Below are 19,561 nucleotides of genomic sequence, written 5' to 3' on the forward strand. Positions count from 1 at the left end.
CCGAACTCCGATGTAGAGGATTTGGCGGCTAGTTTCCCTCACCCTAACCCTCTCCCGCAAGCGGGAGAGGGAATGAAGGCGTTAAGGCACCTGCTCCAGCGCTAACTCTTCTTGATAAAAATTCGGCAGCTCGCCAATGCGTTCCGGTGGCACCGGTTTACCCAGCAAATAGCCCTGCAACGTATCGCAGCCTAAACCAGTGAGGAACGCCTGTTGATCCTGGGTTTCTACCCCTTCGGCGACCACTTTCAGATGCAACGACTGCGCCAGCGCGACAATGGCGGAGACGATGGTGGCATCTTCCGAATGCGCCTGCAGTTCATTAACAAAAGCGCGATCGATTTTCAGCTCGCTGGCCGGTAACCGCTTGAGATACAACAAGCTGGAGTAGCCGGTGCCGAAATCATCAATCGAGGCTTTTACGCCCATGTTGGTGAGTTCGGTGAGGATACGCACGCTCTCTTCCGGATCGCGCATCGCCGTGGTTTCGGTCACTTCCAGCGTCAAAAGTTCAGCCGGAATAAGGTGCTGCGCCAGCGCCTCGGTGACGGTTTCCACCAGATTGCTTTGCTCAAATTGTACAGCCGACAAATTGACCGCCACCGACCAGTGCGGATGACCCTGCAGATGCCAGGCACGCAGCTGGCGACAGGCTTCGTTGATCACCCAGTTGCCGATGTTAATGATCATGCCGGTCTTTTCCGCCATCGGCAGAAAGGCGTCCGGCGCCAGCAGACCGCGTGAAGGATGCTGCCAGCGCAGCAGCGCTTCAAAGCCAAGGATCGGGCCGCTCGGCGCGCAGTATTTGGGCTGATAGAACAGGCGTAACTCTTCGTTATCCAGCGCTTGCCACAGATCGTTGTTCAGCTGCAATTGCGACTGCGCCAGCGTGTTCATTGACGGCTGGAAGAAGGTGTAACCGTTGCGGCCGTTGTTCTTGGTGTGATACATGGCGGCATCGGCGTTGAACATCAGCTCGCGATCATCTTTGCCGTCACCGGGGTAAACCGCAATTCCAATACTCAGCGACACCACCAGCTCATAGCGCGAGATATCGAATGGGCGATCCACCGCTTTCACCAGCGTATCAGCAACCGCTGCGGCATCATTGGGTTCATCAATTTCCAGCAGCAGCACAAACTCGTCGCCGCCCATGCGCGCCAGCGTGTAGTGCCCTTTCATCTGTTCGGTCATGCGCTCGGTCACGCCAATCAGCAGGTTGTCGCCCACGTGATGGCCAAAAGCGTCATTTACCGCTTTGAATCCATCCAGATCCATAAACATCAGCGCAAACTGCGTTTTCTCACGGTTGGCTTTATTGAGGGCTTGCTCCAGACGATCTTCCAACAAAATACGGTTGGGCAGACGCGTCAGATTATCGTGTAGCGCCAGCTGTGCCAGCTCACGGTTGGCTTCCGCCAGCGAGTGGGCAAGGATCGAGGTGCGCGCTTGCAGACGTGCATCGAGCATTGAGACCAGCAAAGTAATGCCGAGGATCGCTAGCGTCACCACCGTCACCACCACCGCCAGCCAGTTGCTGTTTACGCCCATGTGCGTCGCATGGCTGTGCATCGGGAAATTGGCCGCCGCCATGCCGGTGTAGTGCATGCCGGCAATCGCACAGCCCATCACCACCGATGCGCCTAAACGCAGCGCGGTGACGCGGCCGTGACCTTCGCGCAGGTTAAACGCCAGCCAGAGCGCGGCGCCTGAGGCCACCAGCGCAATCGCCACCGATGCCGCCACCCAACCCCAATTCCAGGTGATGCCGGGCGTAAACATCAGCGCCGCCATGCCGGTGTAGTGCATTGCTACAACGCCGGAACCCAGCACCACAGCGCCTCCACACAGTCGCAGCCACGGCAAAGTGGGCGTTGAGCACACCAGCCACAGCGCAAAAACCGAGGCTAATACCGCCACCACCATGGAGGTGACAGTGAGCGTAGGATCATAGCTCATGACCATATCGAGGCTCATCGACAGCATGCCAATGAAGTGCATCGCCCAGATGCCCACGCCCATAGCGAATCCACCGCCGAATAACCAAACCAGCGCCACCTTGCCAGTTGAGGAAGCCACGCGCCCTGCCATATCAAGCGCAGTAAACGAGGCCAGCATCGCTACCAGAATCGAGACGATGACGGTAAACGAATCGTACGAAGTCACTAACATAGTGATTTCCCAAGTAAAAGCCGGTGTAAGTCAGCTGTGGTGTTGTTGTTAAAAAAGTGCGGTCTATTGGTTTTATTGTAGGAATTATCGGCAGCGTAACTGCCGATATGAGTTTTTGAACGATGAAACCTTCCGATGGGGAAGAAACTAAAAATTGTTTATTGCGCGCCCGCCAGCGGCACCACGTTATCGCTAAAGGCCAGCGGCACCGCAAGCGCAGCGGTAAATTCACCGATGCGATCGGCTGGCGTGGGCTTGCCGAGCAGATAACCTTGCAGCGTGTCGAAGCCTAACCCGGTGAGCAAACGCTGCTGCTCCTCAGTTTCGACCCCTTCCGCCACCATGCGCAGGTTAAGCGTTTGTGCCAGCGTCAACATCGCAGTGACCACCGTGGCGTCTTCGCTGCCGGCGCGCAAACTGTTGATAAAGGCGCGGTCGATTTTCAACTCGCTAGCTTCAAGGTGTTTCAAGTGCAGCAAGTTGGCGTAGCCGATGCCGAAGTTATCAATCGCCACTTTCACCCCAAGACGATGCAGTTCGGCAATGCGCTGCTGGCTGAACTGCGGATCGCGCATCGCGATGTTCTCGGTAATTTCCAGCATCAACGCCCCGTCAGGGATTTGATGGCGCTGCAATGCCTGGCGCACGCTCTCAATCAAATCACGCTGCTGAAACTGCAGAGCCGAGAGATTGACCGATACCGTCCAGTCGCCGTTACCTTCATCGTGCCACTGCTTCAGCTGGCGGCAGGCTTCATTGATCACCCAGTTACCCAGCGCGACAATTTGCCCGGTTTTCTCGGCGCGCGCCAGAAACATATCGGGCATCAGCAGGCCGCGACGCGGATGCTGCCAGCGCAGCAGCGCCTCGAAGCCCATCAATACGGTGCCGCCCGCGCGGAATTTTGGCTGATAGAACAGGCGCATCTCCTGATACTCCAGCGCGTTCCACAGATCGTTAGCCAGCGCCAACTGATGCTGCGCCACCGCGCTCATCGCCGGTTCAAACAGGCACCAGCCGTTACGCCCGCTGTGTTTGGTGTGATACATGGCGGAGTCGGCGTTGAACATCAGCTCCTGCTGGCTGCGACCATGCAGCGGGAAGATAACGATACCGACGCTGAGCGAGACGCGCAGCGAATAGCGATCGAGTTCGAAAGGCGCATCAATGATTTGAACCAAACGCTGCGCCAGTTTGCTGGCCTGATGCAGATGAAATTGCGGGCACAGTATGACGAATTCATCGCCGCCCAGACGCGCCAAAAGAATCTCCTCACTCAGTTCATCGCGCAAACGATCGGCTACCGCGATCAGCAAGCGGTCGCCAACGTGATGGCCCCATGTGTCGTTAATGGCTTTGAAACCATCCAGATCCATGAACATCAGCGCGAAGTTTTCATCCTGCAGCGTCGCCTGCTTGATCGCCGTGGTGAGTTGCTGCTCCAGCATCACGCGATTTGGCAGCGCGGTGAGGTTGTCATGCATCGCCAGCTGACGTAGCTCGCTGTTGGCGCGCTTGAGTTTGGCAGCGAGACGCGCGGCACGCAGTTGCGCATCCAGCATCGAGATCAGCAACATCAGCCCCAGAATGCTCAGCGTGATAATCGTGACCCACACCGCCATTCCCTCTTCGCTGGCGCCGTGATGTTGCATGCTCACCGGCATAACGAATTCTGCTGCCGCCATGCCGGTGTAATGCATGCCGGCAATCGCAATGCCCATCACCAGTGCCGCGCAGGCACGCAGCAGCAGCAGGCTTTCGCCCTGGCGCAGATGAAACGCCAGCCACAACGCCGCACCTGATGCTGCGTAGGCAATCAGCACCGAGAGCGTCACCAGCGGCAGATTCCAGTAAATCGGGGTGGCAATCATCAGCGCGTTCATGCCGAGGTAGTGCATGACAATGATGCCGCTTCCCATGATAAGGGTGCCGCGAATTAAGCGGCGTCGGGTGAGATGACTGCCCTGCACGCCCTGCGCAAAGGCGAAGATGGCGCTGATAATCGCCACCAGCAATGAGATGGCGGTCAGCTCAACGTTGTAGCGCATGGTCATTGGCATCATCATCGCCAGCATGCCAATAAAGTGCATTGCCCACACGCCGATGCCCATCGCGGTGCCCCCGCCGATCAACCACAGTGTTGCCAGATAACCGCGTGAAACGGCCACGCGCCCGGCGGTATCTAAGGCGGTGAACGCGGCAATGAAGGCCACGATCAGTGAAACGGTAACCAGAACGCTATCCCAGGTAACCAGCAGCATGTGCGCTCCTAAACTCCACCCGCTGCGGAGCGGGTGCGGTGTCGTCAAATTAGAACAAGGATGATAAAGCGCCGATCAAGGGCGATTAATGTCCCCCTGCGGCGCAGTTCAATACAGAACTGGTCCAGAAAAATCTGGAGTTGTCGTGCGGATTTTTTTTATTTTCATCGTCAGTCGTTAAGCGAAAAATTAATAATATCTGATTAATGCACGAACATAACATTGAACCGAAGCGCGCGGTAGAGGGTGAAATCATCGTCTATTTAGTTTTTTTAACCGCTCGCTACCCCTTGTGATTACTGAGTTATCGGCGAAAAGTGTGAATTGATTAGGGAAAAATTGAACCATCTGCATACAGGGGCCAATTTGCTGATCTATAGTAAAGAAAACTGATATAAATCATTAATCCGCCATCCAGGAATTTTCTTAGGCGGCAGGCGCTTACGCTGTCGAGTCCATTGCGGCTCTTGTTTGATTTCGGATGTATTTCCATAAATGTATGACCAGGTGAAAAAGCACTGACCTTGGATAATCAGTAAGGAATGATTATGAAACTCAAGCTTTTTCTTGTGGCGTCTAGCCTAAGCGCCGCACTGGCACCTCATGCTGTTTTTGCCGCCACCACAACGGGAACCATCAATGCGACGTTGACGCTGACCACCGGTTGTTTGGTGAACGGTCAATCGGCCACGGCGGGAGTGAACTTCGGTACCCTGAACTTTGGTAGCAGCGCAGCCACTTTTGATACGCTCAATGCCACCCTGGTTGGCGCAGCAGGTAACGGCATCTTTGTTCGCTGCACCACCGGACAAACTTTCAACGTGCAGGTCACCAGCAGCAACGCTGCACCGGCGACCGTTTACGGTACGGTGAGTGGCCAGCCACGCTACCTGATCCTCGGCTCCAATAATACGCAAGGCATTGCCTATACGCTGTATAGCGACGCCGCATTCACTACCGCCATCGCCAACAACACCAATATCGCTGCCAGTGGTACCACCGATCCCACACTCGGGACCAACTACGCCATTTATGGTCAGGTAGTGGGTGGCGGCTTTAACCCCTTGATTCCGGCAGGGACCTACACCGACACCATCAACGTGGCGGTGAATTACTGAGGGAAAGGATAATCAGGGAGGCCGTGGTGCAGCGGTGGGTGCACAATGCAGGCGGCCTTGCCCTGCTGATAGGGAGCGTCTCCGCCTGGGGGTTGCCGACCGCAACGTTTCAGGTTTCAGCATCAGTAGTGGCAGGCTGTGTTGTCTCCGGAACCAATACCGGGGTATTTGGCACGCTTAATTTTGGTACCCAATCTGGCGTGGCCGCAAGCAGCGTCAGCGCCAGCTATGTGCAAAGCACCACCATCACGCTCGCCTGCACGCCAGGCACCGCCGTGAGTATGAGCATCAACGGCGGCAGTAATTACACCTCCACGCGCAATCTCAAACACACCAGTAACACCAATACCGTGGCGTACAGCCTGTATACCAATGCGGCACACACCACGGCTATTCCGGTGAATAGCCCGATGGCGCTGAGCTACAGCAATGCCAACAACATCACGTTGCCGATTTACGGCTTATTAACGCTGCCCGGCCCCACACGCGCCGGGACCTATACCGACACTTTAACCGTCACGCTGAGTTGGTGATGGCGTCACTTAAAAGGAGGAATGATGATGAACCTGCGCGCCCTGATCCTGTTGTTATTTGTGGCCCTAACGCCTGCGGTGAATGCCGCCAATTCGCTGATGGTGTGGCCGATCGATCCGGCGATTGATCCGGAAGATAAAGCCAGCGAGCTGTGGCTGGAGAATCGCGGCAATGCCACCACCATGATGCAGGTGCGCATCTTCAGCTGGCAGCAGGTTAACGGCCAGGAGCAGTATCAAACCCAGCAGCAAGTAGTGGCGAGCCCGCCGATGGTGCGCCTCGAGCCAGGACAGAAGCAGCTGGTGCGTTTAATTAAGCAAACGCCACCTGAAGCCGGACGTGAAGTGGCCTTTCGCGTGGTGCTGGATGAGATCCCTACGCCGCGTACGCCAGGCGAAAATCAGGCCGGACTCACTTTCCAGATGCGCTATTCGGTGCCGCTGTTCATCTACGGCAGCGGCGTGACGCGCGACACGGCAAAACCGCAGCTGAGCTGGCAGGAAGTGAACAGCGGCGGCAAACGCTGGCTGGAGCTGACTAATCGCGGTAATGGCCACGCGCGCTTAAGTAACGTCACCATTGGCGGACGCAAAATGGGCAACGGCTTGTTTGGCTATGTGCTGGCCAACAGCAGCCATCGCTGGCCGTTAACCCGCAGCGTGAGCGGTGAGCTGTCGGCCGAAATGAATAAAGGTCACTGGAGCAGCGCGGCCGCGCGTTGATGAAGTTTACGCCGCATCCCTGCACGCTGGCCGTCGCCAGCGTGCTTTGTATCAGTCCGATGAGTAGCAGCGCGGAAACCTTCTCCGAACTGCCACCGCCGCCTGCGCTGGAGAATAACGCCAGCGGTCAGCAATACATGCTGGAACTGGTGGTGAATCAGGGCGAACGTGGCGACATCGTGCCGGTTGAACTTAAGAATGGCGATTTCTGGCTGCGACGCGGCGATCTGCAACGCGCCGGTATTCCGGCCGAGAAACTGCAAGGTCAGCAGATCGATGTCAATCAACTCAGCGGAGCGAAAGTGGAGTATGACGAACGACGCCAGCGCCTGTTATTGACGGTGCCACCCGCCTGGCTGCCGGGTCAAACCATTGGCCAGTTACAGAATGCACCGCGCTTTCCCGGTCGTGCCAGCAATGGCGCGCTGCTCAACTATGACTTTTACGCCACCCGTACCGATAACGCCGGTTCGCGCCTCTCCAGCTGGAACGAACTGCGCTTGTTTGGCCCGGCTGGTCAGTTTTCTACCAACGGCGTTTACGTGCAGCAACTGGAAGGTGGCGTTGCCGGTCAGCAGGAAGGCTATATCCGCTACGATAGCTGGTTCAGTAATGAAAACGAGAACGCAGCGATCAGTTGGCGCGCCGGGGATTTGGTTACTGATGCGCTGAGCTGGAGCAACAGCGTGCGGCTGGGTGGCGTGCAGATTGGCCGCGACTTCAGCGTACGGCCGGATCTGGTGACCTATCCGCTGCCCGCCTTTTCCGGCCAAGCGGCGGTGCCCTCTTCGGTCGATCTGTTTATCAATGGCTATCGCAGCACACAGGCCGACGTGCAACCGGGCCCGTGGTCGCTCACCAATGTCCCTTTCGTTAACGGCGCCGGCGATGCAGTAATCACCACCACCGATGCGGTGGGCCGACAAGTCACCACCACGCTGCCGTTTTACGTCTCCAGCAGCTTGCTGAAAACCGGGTTATCCGATTATTCATTCTCCGCCGGTGCCATTCGCGAAAACTACGGCATCAACAATTTTGATTACGGTGCGGCGGCGGCCAGCGGCTCCTATCGCTACGGGCTGAACGACTGGCTGACGCTGGAGAGCCATGCGGAAGGCAGCGACAGCGTGGCGATGGGCGGCGCGGGTGGATTGCTGAAACTGGGCAGTTTTGGCGTGGTGAATGGCGCGCTGGCGCAGAGCCAGATGGACGGTAATCCCGGCACGCAATACAGCTGGGGCTATCAGTACAACAATAATTGGTTCAGCCTGGGAACCCAGCACATCATTCGTAGCGTCGATTTCGGGAATCTCGCGCTGGTCGGCAGCCGTGGCGACAGCGCGAACACCAGTTACTCGCTGGCACGACGCAGCGCGCAATACACCGCCAGCGTGTCGCTGAGTGACTACGGCAGTCTTGGCCTGGCTTATTTTGATATCTCCGGCGGCAACGGTGACCGTACGCGTTTACTGAATCTGTCGTGGAGTAAAAATCTGTGGGGCAACAGCAGCCTGTATATCTCCGCCAGCCGCGATCAGGATCAGGGCAACTGGAGCGGCGCCATTTCGCTGATTATCCCTTTCGGCGAACAGAGCAGCGCCTCGGTAAGTACGGAACGCGATCAGGAGGGCAATAACAGCCAGCGTCTGTATGTGTCGCGCGCGATGCCAACCGACGGTGGCTTCTCCTGGGATGCTGCCTGGGCTAATCAGGCCAGCGACAGCGGCGATTATCGTCAGGCCAGTCTGCGTTATCGCAATAACAAAATTGATACCTCAGCCGGTTTCTACGGCGATAACGACAACACCACGCAATGGGCCGATTTTACCGGCTCGGTGGTATTGATGGATAACCGCGTGTTCGCTGCCAACGACATTAACGATGCCTTTGTGGTGGTGAAAACCGATTATCCCGACGTAACGGTGCGTTATGAGAACCAGACCATGGGCCGCACCGATAAACAAGGCTATCTGCTGGTGCCATCGATCAGCAGCTATTACGGTGCGAAGTACGATATCGATACGCTGGATCTGCCCGCCGATCGCACTGCGCCGAAGGTTGAACAACGCTTTGCGGTGAAGCGCAAAAGTGGCTACCTGCTCAATTTCCCGGTGGAGCGTCTGCGCGCCGCCAGCGTGGTACTGCATGACAGCAATCATCAGCCGCTGCCTATTTCCAGCCAGGTGTTACGTCCGAATCAGGCCACCGAATATGTCGGCTGGGACGGCATTGTGTGGATGGAAGATCTCGGTGCTAATAACCCGATTCATGTGGTGACGCCGGATGGACGCAGCTGCGATACGCAACTGTCTATCGCCGACGGGCAGCCAAAAGCGCTGGAAACTTACGGACCGCTTACCTGCCCGCTGCCACCGCCACCGCAAGGCTCTGCGGTGAGCAGCGCGGATAATTCACCGTCAGGGAATTCACCATGAGAAAGCTTCTGCTCCTGCTGGCGCTGTTTTTACTGCCGGGCACCAGCTATGCGTTGTGTAGCTTATCGGCCCCCGCCGCCACGTTCGGATCGGTTACCACGTTTTCGGTGGGTTCGACAGTGAATAACACGTCGAGCACCACCAACGTGAACTGCGGTTCGGGGACGCTTTCGCTGCTGGGCTCCGATAACATCACCTATGCCTTTACCACCGCCTCAAACCTCAGCGGCACGCGTGCCGTGTTGAAAACCGCCAGCGGCGGCACCGATAACATTCCGATTCAGCTGTGTATCGACAGCGCCTGCGCCACCGAATTACAGCAGGGCGGCAGCTATCGCTGGAGTTCCGCCTCGCTGCTGGCGTTGGGAAACACCCTTAACTTCAATATTCCGCTCTACTTCCGCACCGTACCCGGCCAGGTGATCGCCGCCGGCACCTATACCACCACCATTACCATTACCGTGAGTTATACGGTGTGCGCCGGGTTAAACGTGGGAGGATTGTGTGTGGGAACGGTACAGAGCAGCACGGGTACGGCGATGCCGATTACCGTGAATCTGGTGGTGACCAACGATTGCACCACCATCACTGCGCCCAACGTCAGTTTTGGCAGCGCGCCTTTGGTGGGCAGTTTCTCAACGGTGCAGCAGACGATTAACGTGGTGTGTTCGAAGGGCAGCACTTATACCGTGGGCTTGAGCAACGGCAGTTACTACAGCGGCACCACGCGGCAGATGGCGAGCGGAACTAACCGGCTGGCGTATGACATCTACAAAGGCACCACCACCACATCGCGCTGGGGACCGACCGGCACCGATCGCTGGAGCAGCACCACCTCGACATCGTTGAATGCGGATACCGTGACGCGCAACTTTACCTATACGGCGCAGATTTTGACCACGCAGAATACGCCCGCGGCGGGGAATTATACCGATAGCGTGGTGGTGGATGTGTCGTTTTAGCGGGGTGCGCGCAGTCCCTCATCCCAGCCTTCTCCCGCAGGCGGGAGAAGGGGCTGATCGAGAGGTTTGTGAGTTAAGTTTTTACCTAAACATTCCCTCTCCCGCTTGCGGGAGAGGGTTAGGGTGAGGGGAACGATGTTGCGCTTGATACTGCTTCACCATGCGGCCAATCAGCAGCGTGCCGACCAATCCGCACACCGCCGCAAAAGAGAGCCACACGCCCGGCATCGCTTTATCGCCTGTCGCATGAATCAGATAGCTCGACACCGCTGGCGTAAAGCCGCCAAACAGCGCGGTTGCCAGGCTGTAGGCCAGTGAGAAACCCGAAGCGCGCACTTCTGCCGGCATGATCTCAGCCAGATACACCACCATCGCGCCGTTATAACTGGCATACAGGAACGACAGCCACAGCTCGGCCTCAACCAGATGGGAGAAGGTCGGCGCTCCCACCAGCCAATGCAGCACCGGCCAGGTAGTTAAAATCATCAAGAGGGTGCAGACAATCAGCAGCGGACGACGACCGATGCGATCCGACAGCGAACCCATCACCGGCAGCCAAAACAGGTTGGAGATGCCGACAAACAGCGTCACCAGGAAGCTCTGTTTGTCACTCATCATCAGCACGGTTTTGCCGAACGTCGGGGTAAAGGCGGTGATCATGTAGAACATTACGGTGGTGGTCACCACCATCAACATCCCTGCCAGCACCAGCGCCCAGTTCTGCCCGACCGAACGCATAATCTGACGCATTGAGGGATGATGTTTACGCTGGCTGAAAGCTTCGGTCTCTTCCAGCATGCGGCGGATATAGAACAGGAACGGCACGATCATACATCCCACCACAAACGGAATACGCCAGCCCCATTCGGTGACGGCGTCTTTCGCCAGCAGATGGTTCAGGCCCAAACCGAGCAGCGCGGCGAAGATCACCGCAACCTGCTGGCTGCCCGATTGCCAGCTGACATAGAAGCCTTTGCGCCCTTTCGGCGCCACTTCCGCCAGATACACCGAGACGCCGCCCAGCTCAACGCCCGCCGAGAAGCCCTGCAATAAACGACCGAGCAGAATCAGGATCGGTGCGGCGGCACCGAGCGTGGCGTATCCGGGCACCAGCGCGATGGTTAAGGTCCCAATCGCCATTAAGCCGAGCGTTAACAGCAAGCCTTTACGACGGCCATGATGGTCGATGTAAGCACCAAGAATAATCGCGCCGAGCGGGCGCATCAGGAAGCCTGCGCCGAAGGTCATCAGCGTGAGCATTAGAGAGGCAAAGGGATCATCGCCGGGGAAAAAGGTTTTGGCGATCGCCGTGGCGTAATAGCCAAACACCATGAAATCGTACATCTCAAGGAAGTTACCGCTGGTAACGCTAAAGATGGTTTTGGCACCGCTTTGCGGCGACTTTTGTAAAGAGTGACTCGCGCTCATATTGTCCTTCCTGGTTTTTCTTCCGTTGTAGCGTGCCGGGCCAGGAATAAACGTGATCTTCTTCACCATTGCAGTTTACAAAAATACGACCAATAGTAACAATAAATTAACAAATTGCGTGCAGGCATTAAAAAAGGCCGCTGCGGGTGCGACCTTTACGGCAAGGCTAAGTGGAGTGACGTTACTTCTTCACCGTTTCCATGCCCATCAAACCAATCTTCAGATAACCGGCTTCACGCAGCTGATCCATCACTTCCATTAGGGTGGCGTAATCCACCGATTTATCCGCCTGGAAGAAGATGGTGGTGTCTTTCTTGCCTTCGGTTTGTGCCGTCAGCGCATTCACCAGCGTCTCTTTGGTGACCGCATCGTTTCCGATGAAGATCTGCTTATCTTCCTTGATGGAGAGATAAACCGGTTTTTCCGGACGCGGCTGCGGCGCGCTGGTCGATGCTGGCAGGTTAACGCGCACATCGACGGTAGCTAATGGCGCGGCGACCATAAAGATGATCAGCAGAACTAACATGACGTCGATAAACGGCGTCACGTTGATTTCGTGCATTTCGCCATCGCCGACCGAGTCATCGTTTAAACGCATCGCCATAATACTTATCCTACGCGCAGTTTCTGTGCCGCCGCTGGACGGTTGGCTTCTTTCGCGGTATCAACGTTGCCGAGATCCAGATCGCGGCTCTGCAGCAACATCACCTGCGCGGCGACATCGCCCAGCGACGCTTTGTAGCTGGCAATCATACGCGCGAAGACGTTGTAGATAACCACGGCGGGGATTGCCGCCACCAGACCAATCGCGGTAGCCAGCAGCGCTTCGGCGATGCCCGGCGCGACGACTGCGAGGTTAGTGGTTTGCGTTTTCGCGATGCCGATGAAGCTGTTCATGATGCCCCAAACGGTACCGAACAGACCGATAAACGGCGCAACGGAACCGATGGTGGCGAGGAATCCATTACCGCGACCGGCATGACGGCTAAATGCAGCCACGCGGCGTTCGAGACGGAAGCTGGTGCGCTCTTTGATGCCATCCAGATCTTCAGTACCAGCGGAGAGCTCCAGCTCATTCTGCGCGTCGTTTAGCAGCACAGCGCTGTGGCTGTTGCTTTTGAAGTTTTCAGCAGCACGGTAAGCATCGTTTAATGAGCGGGCTTCGCCCAGCGCTTGCTGCTCGCGTTTCAGGCGACGTTTCGCCCCGCTCAGCTCAGCAAACTTACCGAAGAAAATTGCCCAGGTGACAACCGAAGCCAGTAACAGGCCAATCATCACAATCTTTACCACGATATCGGCATGCTGATACATGCCCCAAACGGAAAGATCCGTTTGCATCAAATCACTGGCTACCACGCTGCATCTCCAACTTCTGTTGCACAGTTCACGATTGAAGCGCGGATCATAGCAAAAAACACCACCGAAGTGATAGTGGTTCTCATTACTATTTACAAAGCAAAGATGCCCGCGATTTCCACAAGTTAGCGGATGTTATGCGCAATACTGGCCTCACTCTGATAATCCGCAATCAGGCTCAACCCGCTACACTGATTCGTGGTAACGTGAATGTTTTGTGGGAAATGTCAGGAAAGGCAGTGATGGCAACGAAAAAAATAGACACCACGCTTGTCAGCGCGGGACGCAGTAAACGTTACACGCAAGGCTCAGTTAACAGCGTAATTCAGCGCGCTTCATCCCTGGTTTTTGACACGGTCGCCGACAAGAAACGTGCTACCGCTGGCCGCGCGTCAGGCGAGCTGTTTTATGGTCGTCGCGGCACCCTCACCCATTTCTCGCTGCAAGACGCCATGACCGAGCTGGAAGGCGGCGCAGGTTGCGCGCTCTATCCGTGCGGCGCGGCGGCGGTCTCTAATGCCATTTTGTCCTTTGTCGCAGCCGGCGACCATATTCTGGTGAGCGGCGCGGTCTACGAACCGACGCAGGATTTCTGCTCGAAAATTCTCAGTAAGCTGAACGTCACCACCACCTATTTCGATCACTGCATCGGCAGCGAAATTGGCGAACTGGTGCAGCCGAATACGCGCGTGGTGTTCCTGGAATCACCGGCGTCGATCACCATGGAAGTGCAAGATATTCCCGCGATTGTTGCCGCCGTGCGCGCCAAAGCGCCGGAGGCGATCATCATGATCGATAACACCTGGGCGGCGGGCGTGTTGTTTAACGCGCTGGAGCATGGCATCGATATTTCGATTCAGGCCGGTACCAAATACATTATTGGTCACAGCGACGCGATGATTGGCACGGCGGTAGCAAATGAGCGTTGCTGGCCGCAGCTGCGCGAGAACTCCTATCTGATGGGCCAAATGGTCGATGCCGATACCGCTTATATGGCGAGCCGCGGCATTCGTACGCTGGGCACACGTCTGCGTCAGCACGAAGAGAGCGGATTGCAGGTGGCGGAATGGCTGGCCACGCAGCCGGAAGTGGCGCGCGTTAATCATCCCGCCCTGGCGCAGTGTAAAGGCCACGCATTCTGGCAGCGCGATTTCAGCGGCAGCAGCGGTTTGTTCTCGTTTATCCTGCATGAAAAACTGAGCCGTGAGCAGCTGGCAAATTACCTCGATCACTTCCACCATTTCAGCATGGCGTATTCGTGGGGCGGCTATGAATCCCTGATTCTGGCGAACCAGCCTGAAGAGCTGGCGGCGATTCGTCCGGCGGGCGGCGTGGATTTTGACGGCACGCTGGTGCGTCTGCATATCGGCCTCGAACATGTCGATGACTTGCTGGATGATCTTAAAGCCGGTTTTGCACGTTTAAGAAGTTAAACAGAAGATAAACCACGCTGTGGCGGCGATGAGAGATCAACGTATGCAATGCCACAGAAGGTTAAAATTAGACTCCTTGTGACTCGATGGAATAGCTGATGGGTGTTTTACATGAGATTGTCCAGGCGCTTTGGCATCAGGATTTTGCCGCGCTCGGCAATCCGGATGTGGTTTGGATTGTCTACGGCGTGATGTTTTTAACGCTGTTTCTGGAAAACGGTTTGCTGCCCGCGTCATTCCTGCCGGGCGATAGCCTGCTGTTACTGGCGGGCGCGATGGTCGCCAAAGGTGTGATGGACTTCGTGCCGACCATTGTGATTCTGACCACGGCGGCCAGTCTCGGCTGCTGGCTCAGCTATCTGCAAGGACGCTGGCTCGGCAACACCAAACTGGTGAAAAGCTGGTTGCTGCATCTGCCCGCGCAATATCATCAGCGCGCGTGGAATATGTTTAACCGCCACGGTTTGATGGCGCTGCTGGTTGGCCGCTTCCTGGCCTTTGTGCGCACCTTACTGCCGACCATGGCCGGGATTTCCGGCTTAAACAATGGCCGCTTCCAGCTGTTTAACTGGCTGAGCGGCTTGTTGTGGGTTGGGATTGTGGTGACGCTGGGCTACGGCATCAGCCATGTGCCCTTTATCAAGCGCCATGAAGATCAGGTGATGGCGATCCTGATGATTCTGCCGATCGCGCTGCTGTTTATCGGCTTGGCCGGCAGCATTGTGGTGATCTGGAAAAAACGCCGCCAGAAACTCTCCTGATTACGACGCGGCGTCAAACGGTAAAGTTTGACGCACGCGGCTCGCCTCTTCTCCCGGCGTCACGCCGAAATAGCGCTTAAACTCACGCGAAAACTGCGATGGGCTTTCATAACCGACGCGCACCGCCGCCGCGCTGGCTTTCATGCCATCCTGCAGCATCATCAGGCGCGCCTGATGCAGGCGATAGCGCTTAAGGTATTGCAGCGGCGAGGTTTGCGTCACCGCTTTGAAGTTATGATGAAACGCCGAAACGCTCATGTTCACTTCAGCGGCCAACATGTCGACGCTCAAACTCTCCGCGAAGTGGTTTTCGATGCGACGCAGCGCACGCGCAATCTGACTGAACTGCGTCTGCCGATTGACCAGCGACAGCAGCGCGCCGCCAATCGGTCCGGTTAACACGTAATAGATGATCTCGCGCACCAGCTGCGGCCCCAGCACGCGGGCGTCGCGCGGGTTATTCATCACATCCAGCAAGCGTTCGGCCGCACACAGCATCTCCTCGCTCATGAACGCCGAATGGATGCCGGAGGTTTGCGCCTGCGGCTGGAACTGCTCGTCATCGCCGATATCCATCAGCAAATCCTGCAGGCTGGCGACATCCACGCTCAAACACATGCCGGCCAGCGGCTCCGCCAGCGTGGCTTCGGTTTCGCACTCCACCGGCAGCGGTACGGTGAGCATCAGATATTTGGTGGCGTCGTAGTGGAAAACGGTGCTGCCGAGATAGCCGGTTTTACGCCCCTGAAACAGAATCACAATGCCGGGTTGATACATCATCGGCGTACGCGGCAAGGTTTCGCAGGCATAGATCAATTTGACATTTTCTACCGCGCACAGCGGCTTATGCAGGTCACTCATCAGCGCAACCACGCGCTGCGCTAGCTGGCGGCAAAGGGCGTCGTTTGGCATGCATCTCTCTTGGGCAGCTAAAAAGTCAGTTTGCCGTAAGGCTGTGCAAAGCTCCACTATTCTGGAGAATCAGGCAAGATTCTTGCAGATATCCATCAGGCAAAAGTGCCGCCCGCTTGCCACAATGATCCTGAGGTGAGGTTTGTTGACTAGACTTAAGCACATCTTTTCTACGGTAAGTCCCTGCAACAGATAAGGAGCAATTATGGCAGATCAACCCATTATTAAATTGCGCGACGGCAACATGATGCCGCAGCTTGGCCTCGGCGTGTGGCAAGCGAGCATTGAGGATGCGCGCAACGCCATCCTGGAAGCCCTGAAAGTTGGCTATCGCTCCATCGATACCGCCGCTATCTACAAAAATGAGGAAGCGGTTGGGCAAGCGCTGCAAGAGACCGACGTGGCGCGCGATGACATTTTTATCACCACCAAGCTGTGGAACGACGACCAGACCAACTGGCAACAGGCAATGGAAACCAGCCTGAAGAAGTTGCAGTTAGAGCAGGTGGATTTGTATCTCATGCACTGGCCGTGCCCGGAAAAAGATCACTACGTTGAAGCCTGGAAAGGCTTGATTGAGCTGCAGCAACAGGGCTTAACCAAGAGCATCGGCGTATGTAACTTCCACGAGGCGCACCTGAAGCGTTTGATCGATGAAACCGGCGTGTCGCCGGTGGTGAACCAGATTGAGCTGCATCCGATGCTGCAACAGCGCACGCTGCATGCGTGGAATGCGCTGCACCAGATTCAAACCGAATCCTGGAGCCCGCTGGCGCAAGGCGGTAAAGGCGTGTTTGATCAGGAGATTATCCGCGAGCTGGCGAAAAAATATAGCAAGACACCGGCACAAATCGTGATTCGCTGGCATCTGGATAGCGGCCTGGTGGTGATTCCGAAGTCGATTACCCCGGAACGTATTCGTGAGAATTTCCAGGTGTTTGATTTTAGGTTGGATAAAACTGAAGTGAGTGAGATCAGTAAGCTGGATAGCGGTAACCGTTTGGGTCCGGATCCAGAGGCGTTTAACGGGTAGGATGGCGCGCGTTTCCCCTCACCCTAACCCTCTCCCGCAGGCGGGAGAGGGAATCGTAAGGTGGGATTTGCTCGATCTGCTCCCTCGCCCGCTTGCGGGAGAGGGCTGGGGTGAGGGCATTAAGACGCTGAATTCACCAGCAACTGCCCCGCCGTCCCGCGATCCGCCATCTCTAACGTCTGGCTGTAATAGACAAACGGGAAGTGATCCGACGAACTCTGCGGGAAGCTCACCAGCAACTCCACGCTGCCATCCACCCAAACGGTATCTTTCCAGCCGCGATCTTCGCCCATCGGCTGCGCGCCATTGACGTTCTTAATCAGGAACATCACGCCCTGAATATGCAGCGATTGCGGACGATCCGCGTGGATAATCCAGCGCTCAAAGGTGCCCTGCTGCACGGTGGTATCAATGCGGTTCATGTCCCACAACACGCCATTAATGCCCGGCTCGCTGTCACCAATACGGAATTCGCGCGTGCGCACCGCCACGCCATCAAGAATCTGATCCGCCAGCAAACGCATCGGCAGATTGTCAGTCACCAGCGGCAATAAACCGGTTGGGCGTAAGCTCAGCACCAGCGTATTGGTCAGAATCGATGACGGCTCAAACAATCCGCGCAGGCGATCCATCAAACCCGCCGCCGTTCCGGCCATGATCGAGACTTCATCGCCCTGTGACATATCCACCAGCACTTCGCGACGTTCGCCGGGAGCCAACGTCAGCAGCTGCACCGCCACCGGCGCAGGCAGGAAGCCCTGATCGCTGGCGATCACCGTAAAGGGACGATTATCGGAGAAGGTGAGATCGAAGCGGCGCGCGTTCGAGCCGTTCAGCAAACGCAAACGCACCCAGCCGCGTGAGACTTCGACATAGGGATTTTGCACGCCGTTCACCAGCAGCACGTCGCCCATAAAACCGCCGCTGGAGGGCGGGTTATAAACCGGCGTGGCAAAGTTATCGAGGCGCTTGTCCTGAATAATCAGCGGGAAATCATCGACGCCATAATGCTTCGGTAGCGGCAGCGATTTACTGACGTCATCTTCCACCAGCCACATGCCGGCGAGTCCGTTGTAGACGTGCGGCGCCATGCGATTTGGCGTATTGGCGTGATACCACAATGTGCCCGCGCCCTGACGAATCGGCAGCACCGGCGCCCAATCAGCTCCGGCCGACATCATGCGCGGCGCACCGCCCATTAACGCGCCCGGCACCTGCAAACCGCTGACGGTCATCGATACCGGTTCGTTGAGGCGGTTGCTGTAAATCAGCTTCACATCGTCGCCGCTATACACGCGCACCGTTGGGCCGAGATACATGCCGTTAAAGCCCCACACCGGCACTTTGTTGCTGTTGCCGCTGAACGACCAATGGCTGCGCTGCAAGGTGAGAAACAGCGGCTGACCGCGACGGGATTCAATCAGCGGTGGAATAGGAAGTGGCGTATCGCCCAATGGCGCGGCGGCGCGGGCGGCGAAAGGCATAGCACCGGAAGCCAGTGCGACACCGGCAGAAAGCTGAATAAACTGACGTCTGCTGCAAGACATAAAACTTCAGACCTTTTGAGCGTGGCGTGAGGACGCCGTGTCCATGTTGTTCTAATTAATGATGAGTTGCTGTGTGGCTTGAGAACGGGGCAGATGATCACCTGCCCCATTTTGGCTGCTCAGAGTTTACCGTTTTTTTCGCGTTCGGCGACTTCGGCGTTCAATTCTTCCAGTTTAGTCGACATTAATTCACGGCAGTGCGTGGCGAGCTTACGCACCGAGGTGGTGGCAAACTGCGAGGTATCGACCGGCGGCAACATCTCCACAATTACCAAACCGTTGTTCCAGCGGTTCAGCTTGATCTTGTCGTGGGTGTTGGAAACCACAATCGGGATGATTGGCACACCGGCTGCTACCGCTGCATGAAACGCACCGGTTTTGAACGGCAGCAAACCACGACCGCGGCTGCGCGTCCCTTCCGGGAACATCCAGAACGAAATGCGCTTTTTGTTGAACTGTTCCACCAACTCACCGATGGTGCCGTGCGCTTTGGAGCGGTTATCACGGTCAATCAGCAGGTTACCGGTCAGCCAGTAGAGCTGGCCAAAGAACGGAATCCACAGCAGGCTTTTCTTGCCCACGGTCACAGTGGTCGGCTGCACGATTTTAGCCGCCGTGATCATGTCGTAGTTGTTCTGGTGGTTAGCGATATAGATCGCGTTACCGTAATGCGCGGCTTCCGCCGGTTTACGCAGTTCCACTTTGAGACCAAACACCGTCGACAGCCGACCGAGCAGATGGCCGAACGTCGCGACGTGACGCGGATTACGCGGTGAAAACAGACACCAGATACAGCCAACAATACTGACCAGAATCGAATAAACAATAACAATAATTGCTCGTAAAATTAGTAACATAGATTCCTCAAATGGGGCATTCCATCGCCT

At 56.5% G+C, this 19,561-nt stretch carries 16 protein-coding genes; 8 read left to right on the plus strand and 8 right to left on the minus strand.

All coding sequences use genetic code 11. The features are described from left to right. Positions 1-81: 81 nt before the first annotated feature. Together DEU53_RS12395 and DEU53_RS12400 are read right to left on the minus strand one after the other, a co-directional pair. Positions 82-2,172, minus strand: coding sequence for a bifunctional diguanylate cyclase/phosphodiesterase (locus DEU53_RS12395; RefSeq protein ID WP_110867288.1), 2,091 nt, complete (start codon positions 2,170-2,172; stop codon positions 82-84). Between the two features lie 158 nt (positions 2,173-2,330). Further along, on the minus strand, positions 2,331-4,433 hold the full coding sequence (locus tag DEU53_RS12400; protein ID WP_110867289.1) for a bifunctional diguanylate cyclase/phosphodiesterase: 2,103 nt from the start codon (positions 4,431-4,433) through the stop codon (positions 2,331-2,333). Between the two features lie 548 nt (positions 4,434-4,981). Here DEU53_RS12400 and DEU53_RS12405 point away from each other — a divergent pair. From DEU53_RS12405 to DEU53_RS12425, 5 genes are read left to right on the plus strand one after another with little or no spacing between them, the layout of a single operon-like run. Continuing rightward, positions 4,982-5,551 carry a spore coat protein U domain-containing protein gene (locus tag DEU53_RS12405; protein ID WP_101761803.1) on the plus strand — a complete coding sequence of 190 codons (570 nt, stop codon included), beginning with the start codon at positions 4,982-4,984 and terminating at the stop codon, positions 5,549-5,551. 26 nt (positions 5,552-5,577) lie between these two features. Further along, positions 5,578-6,084: a spore coat U domain-containing protein gene (locus DEU53_RS12410; protein WP_233501772.1), complete on the plus strand. Its 507-nt coding sequence runs from the start codon at positions 5,578-5,580 to the stop codon at positions 6,082-6,084. 24 nt (positions 6,085-6,108) lie between these two features. Next, entirely contained in the window at positions 6,109-6,807 is a 699-nt protein-coding gene (locus DEU53_RS12415) for a molecular chaperone (protein ID WP_199559717.1), read from the plus strand. Then, positions 6,807-9,242 (plus strand): fimbria/pilus outer membrane usher protein, encoded by a 2,436-nt coding sequence (locus DEU53_RS12420; protein ID WP_110867291.1) that lies wholly within the window; start codon positions 6,807-6,809, stop codon positions 9,240-9,242. The genes DEU53_RS12415 and DEU53_RS12420 overlap by 1 nt, the downstream gene beginning before the upstream one ends. Next, positions 9,239-10,204 (plus strand): spore coat U domain-containing protein, encoded by a 966-nt coding sequence (locus DEU53_RS12425; protein ID WP_110867292.1) that lies wholly within the window; start codon positions 9,239-9,241, stop codon positions 10,202-10,204. Before DEU53_RS12420 ends, DEU53_RS12425 begins: the two co-directional genes overlap by 4 nt. A gap of 81 nt (positions 10,205-10,285) precedes the next feature. On the opposite strand, the gene DEU53_RS12430 is transcribed toward DEU53_RS12425, so the two are convergent. The 3 genes from DEU53_RS12430 to exbB all read right to left on the minus strand — a co-directional run bounded on the left by DEU53_RS12430 (position 10,286) and on the right by exbB (position 12,970). Beyond that, positions 10,286-11,632 carry an MFS transporter gene (locus tag DEU53_RS12430; RefSeq protein WP_110867293.1) on the minus strand — a complete coding sequence of 449 codons (1,347 nt, stop codon included), beginning with the start codon at positions 11,630-11,632 and terminating at the stop codon, positions 10,286-10,288. 181 nt (positions 11,633-11,813) lie between these two features. Further along, entirely contained in the window at positions 11,814-12,236 is a 423-nt protein-coding gene (exbD, locus tag DEU53_RS12435) for a TonB system transport protein ExbD (RefSeq protein WP_008103349.1), read from the minus strand. Positions 12,237-12,241: 5 nt separating this feature from the next. Continuing rightward, positions 12,242-12,970, minus strand: coding sequence for a tol-pal system-associated acyl-CoA thioesterase (gene exbB, locus DEU53_RS12440; protein ID WP_192236537.1), 729 nt, complete (start codon positions 12,968-12,970; stop codon positions 12,242-12,244). Positions 12,971-13,230: 260 nt separating this feature from the next. On the opposite strand from exbB, the gene metC reads away from it, so the two are divergent. Together metC and DEU53_RS12450 are read left to right on the plus strand one after the other, a co-directional pair. Next, positions 13,231-14,421: a cystathionine beta-lyase gene (gene metC / locus DEU53_RS12445; protein ID WP_110867294.1), complete on the plus strand. Its 1,191-nt coding sequence runs from the start codon at positions 13,231-13,233 to the stop codon at positions 14,419-14,421. Between the two features lie 98 nt (positions 14,422-14,519). Beyond that, positions 14,520-15,182, plus strand: a complete 663-nt coding sequence (locus DEU53_RS12450; RefSeq protein ID WP_101761796.1) for a DedA family protein — start codon at positions 14,520-14,522, stop codon at positions 15,180-15,182. On the opposite strand, the gene DEU53_RS12455 is transcribed toward DEU53_RS12450, so the two are convergent. Further along, a complete protein-coding gene (locus DEU53_RS12455) occupies positions 15,183-16,094 on the minus strand; it encodes an AraC family transcriptional regulator (protein WP_101761795.1) in 912 nt (303 codons plus the stop codon). Positions 16,095-16,299: 205 nt separating this feature from the next. Here DEU53_RS12455 and dkgA point away from each other — a divergent pair, with 205 nt between their 5' ends. After that, positions 16,300-17,127, plus strand: coding sequence for a 2,5-didehydrogluconate reductase DkgA (gene dkgA, locus DEU53_RS12460; RefSeq protein ID WP_110867295.1), 828 nt, complete (start codon positions 16,300-16,302; stop codon positions 17,125-17,127). A 119-nt stretch (positions 17,128-17,246) separates the two neighbouring features. Here the strand turns inward: dkgA and ftsP are convergent, their stop codons facing one another. Both ftsP and DEU53_RS12470 read right to left on the minus strand, forming a co-directional pair. Next, a complete protein-coding gene (ftsP, locus tag DEU53_RS12465; protein ID WP_101763013.1) occupies positions 17,247-18,674 on the minus strand; it encodes a cell division protein FtsP in 1,428 nt (475 codons plus the stop codon). 119 nt (positions 18,675-18,793) lie between these two features. Further along, complete coding sequence (locus tag DEU53_RS12470) at positions 18,794-19,531, minus strand: 1-acylglycerol-3-phosphate O-acyltransferase (RefSeq protein ID WP_101763012.1); 738 nt, start codon at positions 19,529-19,531, stop codon at positions 18,794-18,796. Between the last annotated feature and the right edge of the window lie 30 nt (positions 19,532-19,561).

Origin of the sequence: Pantoea sp. AG1095, from assembly GCF_003208415.1 — a bacterium.
Taxonomy (GTDB): domain Bacteria; phylum Pseudomonadota; class Gammaproteobacteria; order Enterobacterales; family Enterobacteriaceae; genus Pantoea; species Pantoea leporis.